Genomic DNA, 15,740 nt, shown 5'->3' with positions numbered 1-15,740 from the left:
GGGGGACACCCTTCATGCACGCAGACCTCTCCCGCTCCACGTTCCGCCCGGAGCGGCACTACTCCGCGGTCGTCGCCCAGCAGGGCCGCGTCCAGCTCGACGCCGACCTCAACGAACAGGCCGCGATCCAGCTCCACCAGACCCGCAGCCTCGCCGCCGACCTGATCGGACCGCACGGCGGGCCGCGCGACGGTGCCGGTTTCCGCATCGAGTACGTCGGCGGCAAGCACGAGATCGACACCCTCCTCATCCACGGCGGCCGTTACTACGTCGACGGCATCCTGTGCGACGCCGGCCGCCCGGCCGCAGGCGTGCCCGTCACCGACGAGGACGGCGAGGAGTCGGCACCGGAGCCGCCCGCGCACTGGACCTACTGGGACCAGCCCGACGGCTTCCGCGACCCGGAGAAGCCAGGCGACCGGCTGCCCTCGCCCGCCCAGACGCCGTTCGTCGTCTACCTGAACGTGTGGGAGCGCTCGGTCACCGCGGCCGAGGACCCCGCGCTGCGCGAGGTCGCCCTCGGCGCGGCCATGCCCGACACCGCCGCCCGACTGAAGGTCGTCTGGCAGGTGCTGCCGCTGTCCCTCGCCGCGCTGGAGATCGAGGAGACCGACCCGTCCAAGGAAGTCGTCCGCGCCGCGTTCACCCGCTGGGCGCAGCGCCAGTCGGCCCCCTCGGCCCGGCTCGCCGCCCGCAGCGAGCGGCCCGACCACGCCGACGAGGACCCGTGCCTGGTCAAGCCGGACGCCCGCTACCGCGGCCCGGAGAACCAGCTGTACCGGGTGGAGGTCCACGAGGGCGGAGAGACGAAGGACGCCACCTTCAAGTGGTCCCGCGAGAACGGCTCCGTCGTCTTCCCGGTCGACGAACTCGACGGCGTCTGGGTGCAGTTGGCGTCCCTCGGGTACGACGGCAAGCTGGACCTGGACGTCGGCGACCACGTGGAGTTCGTCGACACCGCCTCCGCCTCCCGCCTGGAGCCCCTGCCGCTGCTGCGGGTCGAGGAACTGGACCTGCCGGGCCGCCGCGTCCGCCTGTCCGCCGAACCCGCCCCGGGCGTCGGACGGCTCGCCCACCTGAACCCGTACCTGCGCCGCTGGGACCACCACGGCGGCCCGAAGCGCAAGGGCCGCAGCACCGCCCTGCGCGGCGGCGCGGTCCCCGTCACGGAGGGGGAGTGGCTGCCCCTTGAGGACGGAGTCGAGGTGTACTTCGCCAAGGGCGGCGCCTACCGCACCGGCGACCACTGGATCATCCCGGCCCGCACCGCCACCGGCAGCGTCGAGTGGCCGGTGGACGCGGCCCGCCGCCCCCTCCTCCAGGGCCCGGCCGGCATCGCCCGGCACTTCGCCCCGCTGGCCCTGATCAAGGGCGAGGGCAGCGCCGTCGACCTGCGCCTGGCGTTCGGCCCGCTGGCGAGCAGCATGCCGCCCGCGGACGAGGCCGCACTCGCGGCCGAAGAGCAGGCCCACCGAGAGGAACTGGCCGCCGAGGACCCCTCCCACGGGCGGTCCCAGACCACAGCCGAGGCGGAAGCCGCCGTGGAAGGAGACAACTGATGGCCAAGCCCCTGAGCGCGTCCAAGCTGGTGGAGATCCTCAGAGCCGAGGGCCTGACCGTCCACGAGGTCCGCAACTGGCGCACCCACAACCGCAACAGCAAGGGCCCCTGGGGCCCGGTGAACGGCGTGATGATCCACCACACCGTCACCTCCGGCACCGCCGCCTCCGTCGACATCTGCTACGACGGCTACTCCAGCCTGCCCGGCCCGCTGTGCCACGGCGTCATCGACAAGAAGGGCCACGTCCACCTCGTCGGCAACGGCCGCGCCAACCACGCCGGCCTCGGCGACGGCGACGTCCTGCGCGCCGTGATCAACGAGTCGAAGCTGCCGGCCGACAACGAGGCCGACACCGACGGCAACCGGCACTTCTACGGCTTCGAGTGCATCAACCTCGGCAACGGCAAGGACCCCTGGCCCGAGGCGCAGAAGGAGGCCATCGAGAAGGTGTCGGCGGCGATCTGCCGCCACCACGGCTGGTCCGAGCGCTCCGTCATCGGCCACAAGGAGTGGCAGCCGGGCAAGGTCGACCCGCGCGGCTTCACCATGGACAGTATGCGGAGGCGCATACGCGACCGGCTCAAGGGCGCCGGAGGCGGCAACAAGCCGGCCCCGGACCCCAAGCCGTCGCCCAAGCCGTCCTACGAGCCGTTCCCGGGCGCCGCGTTCTTCCACGTCGGGCAGCGCTCCCCGATCATCACGGCGATGGGCCGCCGCCTGGTCGCCGAGGGGTGCAGCCGCTACGAGGAGGGGCCGAGCCCCGACTGGAGCGAGGCCGACCGCCGGTCCTACGCGCTCTGGCAGCAGAAGCAGGGCTTCTCCGGCAAGGACGCCGACGGTATCCCCGGCAAGCTCACCTGGGACCGGCTGAAGGTGCCGAAGTCGAAGTAGCGACCGGGTTGCGCCCCTCCGCGTGGAGGGGCGCACGCCCGTGTTCACCAGCGGGGCAGCCGCAGCTCGTAGTCCGGCCGGATCCGCCGCATGTAGCCGGTGTCGTCCCGGCCGCGCATCCCGGAGTCGACGTACCGCCGGTGCAGCCGCTCCAGCTTGTCGTGGTCGAGTTCGACACCCAGCCCCGGCCCGGTCGGCACCCGGACCTCCCCGTCGCGCAGCTCCAGCCCGCCCGGCACGATCACGTCGTCCGCCGAGTTCCACGGGTAGTGCGTGTCGCAGGAGTGGTCGAGGTTGGGGATGGCCGCGGCGACATGGGTCATCGCGGCGAGGCTGATGCCCAGGTGCGAGTTGGAGTGCATCGACAGGGCGAGCCCGAACGCCTCGCACACGGCGGCCAGTTCCCTGGTCCTGCGCAGCCCGCCCCAGTAGTGGTGGTCGGTGAGCAGAACCTGGATGGCGTTCTGCTCGACGGCCGGCTTCAGATGCTCCCAGGCGATCACGCACATGTTGGTCGCGAGCGGCATGGGGGAGTCCTTCGCCACCTCGGCCATGCCCTCGATGCCCTTGGTCGGGTCCTCCAAGTACTCCAGGACGCCGTCGAGTTCACGGGCCACATACGTGGACGTCTCCACCGTCCACGCCACGTTCGGGTCCAGCCGCAGCGGCTGCCCGGGGAAGGCCTCCGCCAGCGCCCGGATCGCGGCGATCTCCTCGTCGGGCGGGAACACCCCGCCCTTGAGCTTGAACGACCTGAAGCCGTACCGCTCCTGCATCAGACGGGCCTGCTCCACGATCCCGGCCGGGTCGAGGGCCCCGCCCCAGTCGTCGGCGATGGCCGCGCGGCCGTCGAGCGCGGGGTGCTCGGCCCACTTGTAGAACAGGTACGCGGCGAACGGCACCGAGTCGCGGATCCTGCCGCCCAGCAGATCGCTGACCGGACGGCCGAGCAGCTTGCCCTGCGCGTCGAGACAGGCCACCTCCAGCGCCGAGGTGGTCCAGCCGCGCTCGTGGGAGCTGGGCACAGTCGGCAGCAGGGCCGAGTCGATCGCGGCGGCGACGGCGGTGGTGTCGAAGACGTCCATGCCGGCCACCACCTTCGCCGCGGCCTGCAGCCGCTCCAGCCGGGCGGTGCCGCCCGGGGACTCGCCCAGCCCCACCGTGCCGTCCTCCAGCACGAGTTGGAGGATGATCCGCAGCGCGAGCGGCTCGTGCACCCCGTTGGAGTTGAGCAGCGGCGGGTCACCGAAGGCGATCGGGGTGACGATCAGCTCCCGGATGCGCGTCCGGCTCATGCGCCGACCACCTCCAGACCGCGGTCGATGAGTTTGGACAGCCGGGCGATGTGCTCCGGCGCGGGATCCAGCAGCGGAGCCCGTACGCCGCCGACGTCCAGCCCGCGCAGCGCCACCCCGGCCTTGACGAGCGACACGGCGTACCCGGGGACCTCGTCGCGCAGGGCGACCAGCGGGCCGTAGAACTCGTCGAGGAGCCGGGAGACGAGGGCCTCGTCGTCCTCGGCGAGGGCCCGGTGGAAGGCCAGGGCGATCTCCGGGGCGAAGGCGAACACCGCCGAGGAGTACAGCTCGACGCCGATGCCCCGGTAGGCGGGCGCGGTCATCTCGGCGGTGGGCAGGCCGTTGAAGAACTGGAAGTCCTCCGTGCCCGGCACGGCACGCACCGCGCGGACGACGCGGTGCATCCGCTCGATGTCCCCGATGCCGTCCTTGAGTCCGACCACCCCGGGCAGGGCGGCGATCTCCGCGGCCGTGTCCTCGGTGAGCCGGGCGGTGCCCCGCTGGTAGAAGACGACGGGCAGCCCGGTGGCCGCGGTGACTTCCCGGACGTAGCGCACCAGTCCCTGCTGCGGGGCGCCGACCAGGTAGGGCGGCAGCAGCAGGATGCCGTCGGCGCCGGCGCGCTCGACACGGGCGGCCTGGTCCCGGGCGACCGGCACAGGACCGCCGGCGGCCGCGAAGACCGGGACGCGCCCGGCCGTGGTCCGCACCGCGACCTGGGTGGCCCGCTCGATCTCCTCGGCCGACAGGGCGTGGAACTCGCCGGTGCCGCAGGCGACGAACACACCTCCCGCGCCCGCGGCGACACCCGACTCGATGTGCTGGGCCAGCCGTTCCTCGTCCAGTGAACCGTCCGCCGCGAACGGCGTGACCGGGAAGAACAGCACTCCGTGGAACTTCATGTCTCCCTCATATGTGGAGGTGGGTGGTCAGCCCTTGGTGGCACCGGCGGCGATGCCGGTGACCAGCGAGCGCTGGAGGAGCAGATAGACGATCAGGCTGGGAATCAGGGCGATGACCGCACCGGCCAGCACCACTCCCGAGCCGACCTCGGGGTCGGTGCGCAGGATGGACAGGGCGACGGTGACCGTGTAGTCGGTGGGGTCCTTGGCGGCGATCAGGGGCAGCAGGTACTGGTCCCAGATCATGATGAAGCCGAGCACCCCGGCCACGCCGAGCGCGGGCTTGCACAGCGGCAGGATGACCTGCCACAGCATCCGCAGCTCACCCACGCCGTCGATGCGGGCGGCCTCCTCGATCTCGGCGGGGATGTCCTTCATGAACTCGGTGAGCACCATCACCGAGAAGCCCCAGGCGCCGAGCGGCAGGATGACGCCCCAGACGGTGCCCTTCAGATCGAGGCCGACCACGGGCACATGGCCGAGGACCAGGGACAGCGGGATGGCGATGACCTCCTCGGGGAGCATCATCGTCAGCATGAACAGGGTCAGGATCAGCGCCTGCCCGCGGAACTTGTGCCGGGCCAGTGCGTACGCGGCGAGTGTGCAGACGACGAGCTGGAGCAGCAGTCCGCCGCCCGCGATGACCAGGGAGTTGCCGAAGTAGTCCCAGATGCCGCGCTCGCCCGCCACTTCGAAGTTCAGCAGGCTCGGGTGGTGGGGGAGGAACGACAGGGTCGAACCGCTGGCCTTCTCGCTGAACGAACCGGAGAAGACCGTCACGAACGGCGCCGCGAAGACGCCCAGGGCGAGTACGCAGAGCAGGACGCGCAGCGCCCAGGCGAGGCCCGGCCGGTCGCTCCAGCCGAGGGCGGTGTCGAAACGGGCGGGGGTGGTGCGTTGCTTCCCGGCGGAATGTGCCGCCGGGGAGGCGGTCACCGGGGTCCGGACGGGGTCGATGGCGGGCGCGCTCATCTCACGTCTCCCCTCTTGCGGAAGTAGTTGACCGTGACGGTGAGCAGCAGCGTCACGCAGAGCAGGAGCACGGAGGCGGCCGAGGCGCCACCGATGTCGTTGCGGGAGAAGCCGAGGGTGTAGGCGCGGGTCATCCAGACGTCGGTCGATCCGGCCGGACCGCCGCCCGTGAGGACGTACACCTCGGTGAAGACGCGCAGTCCGCGGATGGCGGCGAGGGTGAGGACGATGCCGAGAGCCGGGCGGATCGCGGGCAGGGTGATGTGCCGCAGCCGCTGCCACAGCGACACCCCGTCCATCGCGGCGGCCTCGTACAGCGAGCGGTCCACGCCCGCCAGTCCGGCGAGGATGATCACCATGTTGTACGGGGCGAGCATCCAGATGCCCATGGCCATGGTCGCCCACAGCGCCGTGTCGGGGTTGTCGAGGTAGGGCACGGGCCCCAGGCCGAAGAGCCCGAGACCGCTGTTGATCAGGCCGTCGGAGGTCGGGTAGTACATCAGCCGCCACATCTCGCCGACCACCGCGGTGGCGGTGACGACGGGCAGGAAGACGGCGGTCCGGATGATCCGCAGCGAGCGGGCCTGACCTTCGAGCAGCAGGGCCAGGAGGACGCCGGCGACGATGCCGCCGAGGGACATGCCGATGCCCAGGACCAGTGTGTGGCCGATCGCGTCCTGGAAACGGTGGTCGGTCAGGACCCGCGTGTAGTTGTCGAGGCCGACCCACTGGTCACCGAGGAAGGGCCGCACGTCGAAGAAGCTGAGCCAGACGCCCTTGCCCATGGGGAGGAACTTGAAGACCAGCGCGAGCAGCAGACCCGGCGCGAGGAACAGCCAGGGCAGCACGGCCTTCTTGCTGAGGAACCGGGCTCTGCGCGGCCCGGGTGTCGTCACGGTCGCGGTCATTTCAACAGGTCCTGGTCCTTGAGGTCACCGGCGAGGGTGTCGTTGAGATCCTTCAGGCCGGAGCGGACGTCGCTGCCGCAGTACGTGAAGATGGCGTTGAGCGCGTCGGCGGTGTCCTGCTTGATCGGGGCGAAGTCGGGCGCGTTGGGGAACTGCACGGATGCCGTCTCGTACGCCTTCTGCACCACGCTCCAGCGCGGGTCGTCGCGCACCTTCGCGGCGTCCAGCGTGGAATTGACGGGGATGCGCACGACGGGCTGGTGGTCGCCGGTCATGGCGAGCGTCTGGCCCTCCGGGGAGATCAGGAAGGCCGCGAGCGTCTGTTCCAGCCTGGCCTTCCCGGTCTTCGCGCCGAAGTAGACGTTCTCGCCGTCGGCGAGCACGTCGTTGTTGCCGGCCGGGCCCGACGGCGCGGGCAGGACTTCGTACTTGTTCTTGCCGAGCGCCTTGTCGAACGTGGCGATGTTGTACGGGCCGGTGAGGTACATCCCGGCGTTGCCGTCCTGGAAGTTGGTGGTGTTCGCGGTGACGGAGGTGAGGGCGCTTGGCTGGATGACACCGTTGTCACCGCAGAAGAGGTTGTCCTTCATCCAGGTGACGGTGCGCAGGGCGGCCGCCGAGTCCATGGCGGGCCGGTAGCCGGTGCCGTCCTTGTCGATGATCCGCACGCCGCCCTGCCACAGCCAGCTGGCGCCCCACCAGGCGACGTAGCCGTTCTGCGCGCTGCCGGGCACGACCATGCCGTACGTGTCCTTCTTGCCGTCCCCGTCGGGGTCGCGGGTGGCGAAGGCCTTGGCGAGGGCGAGCGTGTCCTGCCAGGTCTTCGGCTGCGGCAGGCCGAGCTTCTCGCGCCAGTCCTTGCGGACGAACAGTGTCATGGCCTGGCGGGAGTAGGGGATGCCGTAGTGCCTGCCGTCGCGGCCCACGGTGGACGACCAGGACTTGGCGGTGATCTCGTCGTGTCCGGTGATCGAGGCCGGGGTGATGGGCTTGAGCAGGCCCTGGGCCTGGTAACTGCCCATCAGGGCCGTGTCGTTGATCATGACGTCCGGCAGGTCCTTGGTGGACGCCCGGCTCTGCAACTGCTGGTCGAAGTTCATGACCGGCTGGTAGTCGATCTTGATGCCGGTCTTCTTGGTGAAGGCGGCGAACACCCTCTTGTAGGTCTGGGCGGAGTCCGGATCGCTCCGGGTCCACACCTCCAGCGTGTTCGGATCGCCGGCCCGGGCGCTGCCGGAACCGGAGCCGCAGGCGGCCGTTCCGAACAGGAGACCCGAGACGGCGAGCGCGGCAGCCAGGCGTCGGCGATCCCGCATAGATGGCTCCGTAGCTCAGTTCATATCCGTGAACCAACTTCACGAATCTAAATGATCGGCCAAGCTAGGATCGTTTCATCACCATGTCAATACATGGCTGAAAGATTTCACCGACGTCACACGAGGCCCCACGAGGCCCCACGAGGCCGTCCGCGGACCCGGAGAACGACAGCGGCCCCAACCGGATGGACCGGTTGGGGCCGTGGGGGAGAAGGTTCGAGGTCAGCTGCGGTGCTCGGCGCGCTCGGCGTTCTTCTTCTTGAGACGGGCCGCCTCCTTGCGGACCTCCGCCTGGGTGGCGCGCTCCCGCTGCAGCCACTCGGGGCTCTGCTGCTTCAGCGTCTCGATCTGTTCGGTGGTGAGGGCCTCGGTGACACCGCCGCGGGCGAGACCCGCGATGGAGACGCCGAGCTTCGCCGCGACCACCGGGCGGGGGTGCGGGCCGTTGCTCCGCAGGTCCTGAAGCCACTGCGGCGGGTTCGCCTGCAGCTCGTTCAGCTCGGCGCGCGAGACGGCACCCTCCCGGAACTCGGCGGGTGTGGCCTCGAGGTACACACCCAGCTTCTTCGCCGCGGTCGCGGGCTTCATGGTCTGGGTGCTCTGGTGCGACGTCATGCCGTCCAGCGTATCGAGCGCGTGCACGACCGCTGACCACGGCCGGTGACTACGCAGACCGACTCCGGCCCCTCGCCCTGGCCCCTCGCCCCGGCTGTCGGCTCCGGCCGTTCGCCCCGGCAGCTGGTTCCGGCAGCTGACTCGGGCAGTTCGCCCCGGCCGTTGGCTCCGGCCCCTCGCGCCGGCTGTTGACCCCGGCCGCTCGCCCCGTCCGCCCGCTCCGAGCGACGAATTCGGCCGCTCGCCCCGGCTGTCGACCCCGGCTGTCGACGCCGGCCGCCGGCTCCGGCCGCTCGCCGCAGCCGCTGACCACGGTTGCTCGCTCCGGCCGGTAACCTGGCCGGGTGACAGGCTCGGATGAATCCCCCTCGTTCCGGCTCGTGTACGTCCCCGGGGTGATGCCCGACAAGTGGGTGCGCATCTGGAACGAGCGGCAGCCCGATGTCCCGCTGGCGCTGACGCAGGTGCCCGCCGGGGCGGCGGCCGGGCAGCTGCTGGGCGGGGACGCCGACGCGGGCCTCGTACGCCTTCCCGTCGACCGGACGGTCTTCAGCGCGATCCCCCTCTACACCGAGCAGACGGTCGTCGTCGTGCCCCAGGACCACCTGGTCACGGCTGTCGACGAGGTGTCCCCGGAGGACCTGTCCGACGACATCGTGCTGCACCCCCTCGACGACGTCCTCGACTGGGAGAACCTCCCCGGACGGCCCGCCTTGGAACGCCCCGCCACCACGGCCGACGCCGTCGAACTGGTGGCGGCGGGGATCGGCGTGCTCATCGTCCCCCTGTCGCTCGCCCGCCTCCACCACCGCAAGGACCTCACCCACCGCCCCCTCAAGGACGCCCCCGAGTCGAGCGTGGCCCTGGCCTGGCCCGAGAACGCGACGACGGACCTGGTGGAGGACTTCATCGGCATCGTCCGCGGCCGCACGGCCAACAGCACCCGGGGCCGCCGGCAGCCTCAGGCGCAGGAGAAGCCGCAGCGCGACGACCGCCGCAAGCAGCCGGCCAGGCCGGCGGGCGCGACCCGACGCGGCTCCGCCGGCGGCACCCCCACGGGCGGTAAGGGCGGTAAGGGCGGCAAGAACAGCAGGGGCGGCAAGCAGGGCAAGCCCCGCCGCCGCTCCTGATCACGAGCCCTCAGGGAGTCTCGCTACCCCGCCGAAGGAGACGGCTGGATCGCGTTCGGAGCCTCCGTGCGCAGGTCCTCCAGGCCCTTGGGGATGTTCAGCGTCAGCACCGGAGACCCAGGCTGCGGGGGCGGCGGCGTGGTCTGGTCCTCCGGCATCTTGGGCGGGCTGGTCTGCTGGAGGTTGACCTGCTCGTGATTGACCAGGCCGGTCTTCTCCAGGATCGTGATGTGGTCCAGCACCGTGGAGTTGGCCTGGTCGGCGAGCTGACGCACCAGCGTGTTCCGCGTGTTGGCGCGGATCTTGGCGATCGTCGAGAAGATCTGGCCGTGGGTGACCCGCATGATGGTCACCGCGGTCGAGTCGAACTCCTGGCCCTGGGCGCCCTCCACCGTCGCCACGAACTGCTGCTGCTGGGGCGAGGCCTGGTTGGGCAGCGTGATGCCCAGCTCGGGGGCGACCTTGCGGCAGGCGGCGTCCAGCCGCCCGTGTCCGACGACGAGGTGCTCGCCGGCCTCCTTCATCGCGGCCGACCCTCCGCGCTGCATCACGATCAGACCGAGGGGGTGCTCCCACAGCCCGGCCGCGCGCACCTTCACCACGAAGTCGCGGTCCGCCTCCGTCAGCGGACCGTACTGGGTGTTGGCGATGATGCGGTCCTGGCCGGAAGCCGTGTTCTGCACGCCCAGCATGCTCGGGTAGGCGAGCGCGGTGAGCGTAAGGATCAACGCACCGCCCACGAACGCGGTTCCTGCCGTGCTGCGCGAGATGCGCATCGTGCCTCCTGGGATATGAACGGCCCAACGCCAGGAGGTACGTATGCCGGCGGCGAAACAATCACCGCTGCCGCAAAAAATTTGATGAACCTGCCGGGCCCGGTGCCGAGGGCGGTACGGCACCGGAACCGGTCGCAGCGGCTCAGGACTGGTACGAGGCCGCGCCCGCCGTGCTCACCACCTTGTCGCCGTCCGCCCTGCTCAGCAGCCCGGCCGTCACCCACGCGTCCACCGTCGACCGCACCCGTGCCACCAGCGCCCCCTTGTTCCGGAACGGCGCCCCCGCCCAGATCTCGTCCAGCAGCGTGGTGCCGTCCGGCTTCGCCGGGTTGGCGACGCCCGAGTCCCGGCCGCCGAAGACGACCTTCGGCTCCGAACGCCGGAAGTAGGCGTGCGTCGGATCCTCCGTCCCCTCGGCGAACGGCGCCCACTCCCTGCCGTCCAGCGTGAAGTGCAGCGGCTTGCCCGGAACCGCCGTGAGGGAGTGCGACAGATCACCGGACAGCCCGGCATCGCGGTACAGCCCGACCTTCAGGTACTCCGTGGCGGCGTCGCGGGCGACCAGGTTGACCGGGCCGTGGAACAGCGTCTGCAGGGACGGGTCGTCCAGGGCCTTCTCCACCCGCGTCCGGAACGGCATGGCGATGCGTACGGTGTCGCCGGCCCGCCAGGTCCGGGACACGTCGAAGTAGCTCCCGGGCTTCGGGGTCCCGGACACCGCACGCCCGTTGACGGTCACCCGGAACCCGGCCGTCGCCCACGACGGGACCCGCAGCCGCAGCGTGAAGGAGGCCCGGCGGCCTCCGAAGGCCAGCGTGCTGCCCTGCTCCTGCGGATAGCGGGTGGTCTGCGTGACCGTGACGCCCTTCTCGGCCCAGGTCAGCGTGGACGGGCTGTACAGGTTGACGTACAGGGCGCTGCCGTCGGCCTTGGCGAAGTACACCGAGTCCTGGTACTTCGTGGCGCTCTCCATGCCGGTGCCCTCGCAGCAGGTCGTGCCCTGCTTGGGCGTGTAGTCCCGGACATGACCGGGCGTCAGCCCGATGAAGTACGTGACGAGCGGCTTCTCCGCGTCCGGCTTGTCCTGCTTCGAGCCGAGCACCTGGTTGTACAGGGCCCGCTCGTAGTAGTCCATGTACTTCGGGTCCTGCTCGTGGAAGAACAGGGCCCGGCTCAGCTTGAGCATGTTGTACGCGCAGCACGTCTCGGCGGTGGCCCCGCCGATCGTGCCCGCGATCACGTCACGGGCCTTCCAGAACTCCCCGGTGCTGGTGCCGCCGATGCCGTACATGCGGTGCGGTACCACCATGTCCCAGAAGTTCTTCGCCGCCGTCAGATAGCGCTCCTCGCCCGTCTCGTCGTACAGCCGCACATAGCCGGTGAAGATCGGGATGTGCTGGTTGGCGTGCAGCCCGTCGAGGATGTCGGTGTTCGCCGCGCACGCGTCGATCAGCCGGTCCAGGTCGAACAGCTTGGCCAGCGCGAGGTGTTCGGCCTTGCCGGTGATCGTGTGCAGGTCGCAGATCGCCTCGACGATGCCGCCGAACTCGCCGCTGGAGAAGATCCCCCACATGCGCTGCAGCGTGGACTCGGGCAGCTTGGACAGCCGGGAGTACATCCAGTCGCACATGCCGGACGCGAGGTCGAGGGCCCGGTCGTCGTCCGTGGCGGTGTACGCGTCGAGCAGCCCCCTGAGGATCTTGTGCGCGGTGTAGTACGGCGCCCACACCTTGGTGTAGTCGGAGCTGGTCCTCGACTCCAGGTCGATGAACTGCGTCTCCGGGTACGCCGCGAGGAACCCGGGGTGGCTGGGCCCGCCCCAGGTGCGGCGCAGGGTGGCGGTCAGGTCCCGGCCGGAGGCGTCCGCGAACGTCCCGCCCGCGCTCTCGTCGAAGGCGTACGACGCCAGATCGCCCCGGCCCGTCGAGGCGTCGGCGGCCCGGCGGCTCTGCAGCTCGGTGATCTCGGCGGCGGTCAGTGCCCGGGAGAAGACGTTGAACTCCTCGTAGGCGCCCGCGAAGACCGGGTCGGCGGAGTAGTTCGAGCGGCCCAGCCAGTTGTTCTTCAGCGTGCCGAGGGCCGCCGGGGTGAGGCTCATCGCGGTGTTCCGCGCGACGGCGGTGCCGTTGACGTAGAGCGTGCCGGTGCCGCCCGCGATCGTCACCGCCAGGTGGCTCCACTGGTTCAGCGGCAGCGCGGCCGTGCCGTTCAGGGCCTGCTCGCCGCCGGCGCCCGACGTGGTGATGGCGAAGCGCGGCACCCCGGCCTGGTTGCGGGCGGCCAGGTACAGGTAACGGGTGGTGTCGTCGCCGAAGTCGAAGACACGGGTCCAGTTGGCGTCGTGCGTGGGACGCACCCAGACGGACAGGGTGACCGCCGAGGCCCCGCCGAGCACGGCCGCCGGCAGATCCACGTACTGGTAGGAGCCCCGCACCTGATCCGCGCCGGTCCCGAACTTCCCGGGGACGCTCAGCACCGCCGGGTCCCGGCGCAGCGCCGCGCGCACCTCGGTCAGGGCCCCGACCATGGTGCCGATCCGGTCGGCGAACACCGGTTCCTTCGTGCCGCGGTACGCCTGTGCCAGCATGGTCAGGAAGTGGCCGGTGTAGTGCCCCCGCAGGTTGCCGTTGGCCTCACCGTCCAGCCCTTCCCAGCCGCCGGGGGCGACCGCGCCGCCGGTGGAGAGACCGGCGTTGGCACGGAACACCTGCAGCAGCCGGTTCACGTCGTAGCCGCGGGCGTGGTCCAGCATCAGCTGCCGCTTGTCGGCGAAGAGGCCCCGGCCGAGACTGACGTCCTCCAGATCGAAGGGCCGGACGGTCCAGGCGGACGGGACGTCCAGGGCTGCCGCCGCGACGGCCGCGGCCGCGGGAGCCGCCGTGGCCCGCCCGGCCGTCGTCTCGGAGAGCGCGGGCGCGGCCGCGGCGATCGCCGCGGCCTGAAGAAGGGTCCTTCTGGAGAGGGGCCGTGCCATGTGTGCTCCTCCACGGGTCCACGGTACGTGACATGGTCGATATGCCGAACACTGTGCGGATAGTCGACCAGACCCTAGGGAGGGGACGGGGGAGCGTCAACGGGGCGGGAGGGGTGAAGTTCAGGAAAGGCCGGCCGAGTCCAGGAGCCAGTCGTATGCGGCTCGTGCCGTGAACTCCTCCTGGCCGCCCCGCAGGAGCAGACCCGCGGTGGCGAACTCCGGCGCGTCCGCCTGCGCCGGGACGTACGGGATCGCGATGCACCGCATCCCCGCCGCGTGCGCGGCGGCGGCGCCCGGGGCGGCGTCCTCCAGTACCACGCAGGCCGCCGGGTCCGCCCCGAGCCGGCGAGCCGCCTCCAGGAAGACGTCGGGGGCCGGCTTGCCGTGCGCCACCTCGTCCACCGAGACGACCGTCCGCAGATGGGCGTCCAGGCCCGTGCCCGCCAGGACCGCCTCGATGGCCTCGGGCGAGGAGCCCGAGGCCACGGCCATCGGCACGCCTTCGGCCGCCAGCAGCTCGACGAACGTGCGCATTTCGGGGTACGCGCGCGTGGACCTGCTCGCCAGTTCCAGATAGCGGCGGTTCTTGGCCGTGAACAGCTCTTCCACGGAGGCCGGCAGGCCGTACCGCCCGATCCAGTCCGCGACCGTCTCCCGCGTGCTGATGCCGACGTACCGCTCGTGGTCCGTCCAGCCGAAGTCGGTGACGCCGTAGTCGGCGAGGGTCTGCCGACTCGCCTCGTAGTAGTTGGGCTCGCTGTCCACGAGCGTTCCGTCGAGATCGAAGATGACCGATATGCCGCCGAGCTTGCTCATGGCTCCAGCATGTCAAAGAACATGATCCACAGACCCGCAGGGGATCAGGACCGGGCCGCGCGGCCGACCGACTCCACCAGCGGCAGCAACCGGTGGGGGACGCGTTCCCGCAGCGCGATCTCGGTGCGGGTACGGACGACCCCGGGCAGGCTGATCAGCTTCTGGACGACGTCCTCCAGATGCGCGTTGTCCCGCGCCACGACCCGGGTGAGCAGATCCCCGCCGCCCGTGATGGAGAACGCCTCGACGATCTCGGGCACCGTCGCCAGCGCGTCGCCCACCTCGTCGAGATGGCCCTGGGTGACCTCGATGTGCACGAACGCGAGCACCGGATGCCCGAGCGCGGCGGGGGAGAGGGCCGGTGCCGTGCCGGTGATCACGCCGTCGCGCTCCAGACGGTCGAGCCGGGCCTGCACCGTACCCCGGGCGACACCGAGGATCCGGGCGCACTCACGCACGCTCGTGCGCGGCTGCTCCAGCAGCAGCCGCAGGATGCGGGTGTCGAGCTCGTCCACGGCCATGCCACGCCCTCCTCGTCCGCCGGCCCTGCCGCGGCCGCTCCGCGGCGGCTCCGGCTGTACCAATGGACCAGTCTAGAAGGGGCCTGCTGAGCCAGTGACGCCGGTGCGGCCTCGCCGGACGTCACGGGACAAGGAGGCGCTGAGAGCGTCGCTATGCCACGGGAACGGCGATGTACTTGTACTCGAGGAACTCGTTGATGCCGACGCGTCCGCCTTCGCGGCCGAGGCCGGACTGCTTGACGCCGCCGAAGGGGGCGGCGGGGTTGGAGACGAGGCCGGTGTTGAGGCCGATCATGCCGCTTTCGAGGCGTTCGGCGACGCGCAGGGCGCGGTCGAGGTTCTGGGTGAACAGGTAGGCGGCCAGGCCGAATTCGGTGTTGTTGGCGGCGGTGACGGCCTCGTCCTCGGTGTCGAAGGTGAGCAGGGCGGCGACGGGGCCGAAGACCTCGGTGTCGTTGATGGCGGCGTCGGGGGCGATGCCGGTCAGGACGGTGGGCGGGTAGAAGCAGCCCGGCCCTTCGGGCAGTTCACCGCCGGTGAGGACGGTGGCGCCGCGCTTGACGGCGTCACGCACCACGTCGTGGGCCTTGCTGCGGCCGGCCTGGTCGATGAGGGGTCCGACGTCGGTGCCGGGTTCGGTGCCGTCGCCGACGGTCAGGGCGGCCATGCGGGCGGCGAGGCGGGAGGCGAACTCCTCGGCGACGGAGGTGTGGACGTAGATGCGGTTGGCGGCGCAGCAGGACTCGCCCATGTTGCGCATCTTGGCGACCATGGTGCCTTCGACGGCGACGTCGAGGTCGGCGTCGTCGAAGACGATCAGGGGGGCGTTGCCGCCCAGTTCCATGGAGGTGCGGATGACGGTGTCGGCGCACTGGGCCAGCAGGATCCGGCCGACCTGGGTGGAGCCGGTGAAGGACAGCTTGCGGATCTGCCCGCCGCGCAGCAGCGGCTCGACGACACCGGCCGCGTCGGTGGTGACGACGACGTTCAGGACGCCGTCGGGCAGGCCGGCTTCCTTCAGGATCTGGGCGAGGGCGAGGCTGGTCAGGGGGGTCTGGGG

14 protein-coding genes are annotated in these 15,740 nt (G+C 70.9%); 3 read left to right on the top strand and 11 right to left on the bottom strand.

What is annotated here, in order from left to right:
* The first annotated feature begins 14 nt into the window (after positions 1-14).
* Together ABZ192_RS39060 and ABZ192_RS39055 are read left to right on the top strand one after the other, a co-directional pair.
* Positions 15-1,559 (top strand): DUF6519 domain-containing protein, encoded by a 1,545-nt coding sequence (locus ABZ192_RS39060; protein WP_356929216.1) that lies wholly within the window; start codon positions 15-17, stop codon positions 1,557-1,559.
* On the top strand, positions 1,559-2,452 hold the full coding sequence (locus ABZ192_RS39055; protein ID WP_356929215.1) for a peptidoglycan-binding protein: 894 nt from the start codon (positions 1,559-1,561) through the stop codon (positions 2,450-2,452). Before ABZ192_RS39060 ends, ABZ192_RS39055 begins: the two co-directional genes overlap by 1 nt.
* 44 nt (positions 2,453-2,496) lie before the next feature.
* On the opposite strand, the gene ABZ192_RS39050 is transcribed toward ABZ192_RS39055, so the two are convergent.
* The 6 genes from ABZ192_RS39050 to ABZ192_RS39025 form a co-directional block, all read right to left on the bottom strand.
* Complete coding sequence (locus ABZ192_RS39050) at positions 2,497-3,747, bottom strand: glucarate dehydratase family protein (protein WP_356929214.1); 1,251 nt, start codon at positions 3,745-3,747, stop codon at positions 2,497-2,499.
* Positions 3,744-4,652 (bottom strand): 5-dehydro-4-deoxyglucarate dehydratase, encoded by a 909-nt coding sequence (locus ABZ192_RS39045; protein ID WP_356929213.1) that lies wholly within the window; start codon positions 4,650-4,652, stop codon positions 3,744-3,746. The genes ABZ192_RS39050 and ABZ192_RS39045 overlap by 4 nt, the downstream gene beginning before the upstream one ends.
* Before the next feature lie 27 nt (positions 4,653-4,679).
* Positions 4,680-5,624, bottom strand: coding sequence for a carbohydrate ABC transporter permease (locus ABZ192_RS39040; RefSeq protein WP_356929212.1), 945 nt, complete (start codon positions 5,622-5,624; stop codon positions 4,680-4,682).
* Positions 5,621-6,532: a sugar ABC transporter permease gene (locus tag ABZ192_RS39035; RefSeq protein WP_356929211.1), complete on the bottom strand. Its 912-nt coding sequence runs from the start codon at positions 6,530-6,532 to the stop codon at positions 5,621-5,623. Before ABZ192_RS39035 ends, ABZ192_RS39040 begins: the two co-directional genes overlap by 4 nt.
* Positions 6,529-7,848 (bottom strand): sugar ABC transporter substrate-binding protein, encoded by a 1,320-nt coding sequence (locus tag ABZ192_RS39030; protein ID WP_356929210.1) that lies wholly within the window; start codon positions 7,846-7,848, stop codon positions 6,529-6,531. The genes ABZ192_RS39035 and ABZ192_RS39030 overlap by 4 nt, the downstream gene beginning before the upstream one ends.
* Before the next feature lie 222 nt (positions 7,849-8,070).
* Positions 8,071-8,463 (bottom strand): DUF5997 family protein, encoded by a 393-nt coding sequence (locus ABZ192_RS39025; RefSeq protein ID WP_356929209.1) that lies wholly within the window; start codon positions 8,461-8,463, stop codon positions 8,071-8,073.
* A gap of 344 nt (positions 8,464-8,807) precedes the next feature.
* Here ABZ192_RS39025 and ABZ192_RS39020 point away from each other — a divergent pair, with 344 nt between their 5' ends.
* Positions 8,808-9,593 (top strand): LysR family transcriptional regulator substrate-binding protein, encoded by a 786-nt coding sequence (locus tag ABZ192_RS39020; RefSeq protein ID WP_356929208.1) that lies wholly within the window; start codon positions 8,808-8,810, stop codon positions 9,591-9,593.
* 23 nt (positions 9,594-9,616) lie between these two features.
* Here ABZ192_RS39020 and ABZ192_RS39015 read toward each other — a convergent pair whose 3' ends face one another.
* From ABZ192_RS39015 to ABZ192_RS38995, 5 genes are all read right to left on the bottom strand, one after another.
* Complete coding sequence (locus tag ABZ192_RS39015; protein WP_356929207.1) at positions 9,617-10,369, bottom strand: DUF4142 domain-containing protein; 753 nt, start codon at positions 10,367-10,369, stop codon at positions 9,617-9,619.
* 142 nt (positions 10,370-10,511) lie between these two features.
* Positions 10,512-13,343 carry a beta-L-arabinofuranosidase domain-containing protein gene (locus tag ABZ192_RS39010; protein WP_356929206.1) on the bottom strand — a complete coding sequence of 944 codons (2,832 nt, stop codon included), beginning with the start codon at positions 13,341-13,343 and terminating at the stop codon, positions 10,512-10,514.
* 120 nt (positions 13,344-13,463) lie between these two features.
* Positions 13,464-14,159, bottom strand: a complete 696-nt coding sequence (locus ABZ192_RS39005; RefSeq protein WP_356929205.1) for an HAD family phosphatase — start codon at positions 14,157-14,159, stop codon at positions 13,464-13,466.
* Between the two features lie 44 nt (positions 14,160-14,203).
* Positions 14,204-14,680, bottom strand: a complete 477-nt coding sequence (locus tag ABZ192_RS39000; RefSeq protein ID WP_356929204.1) for an Lrp/AsnC family transcriptional regulator — start codon at positions 14,678-14,680, stop codon at positions 14,204-14,206.
* 151 nt (positions 14,681-14,831) lie between these two features.
* Positions 14,832-15,740: aldehyde dehydrogenase family protein (locus tag ABZ192_RS38995; protein ID WP_356929203.1), on the bottom strand; the 909-nt coding region annotated here is incomplete at its 5' end.

The organism is Streptomyces sp. NPDC006235 (genome assembly GCF_040613735.1).
GTDB lineage: Bacteria > Actinomycetota > Actinomycetes > Streptomycetales > Streptomycetaceae > Streptomyces.
The sequence above is the reverse complement of the archived record's forward strand: the minus strand, read 5'-3'. Positions and strand labels throughout refer to the sequence as shown.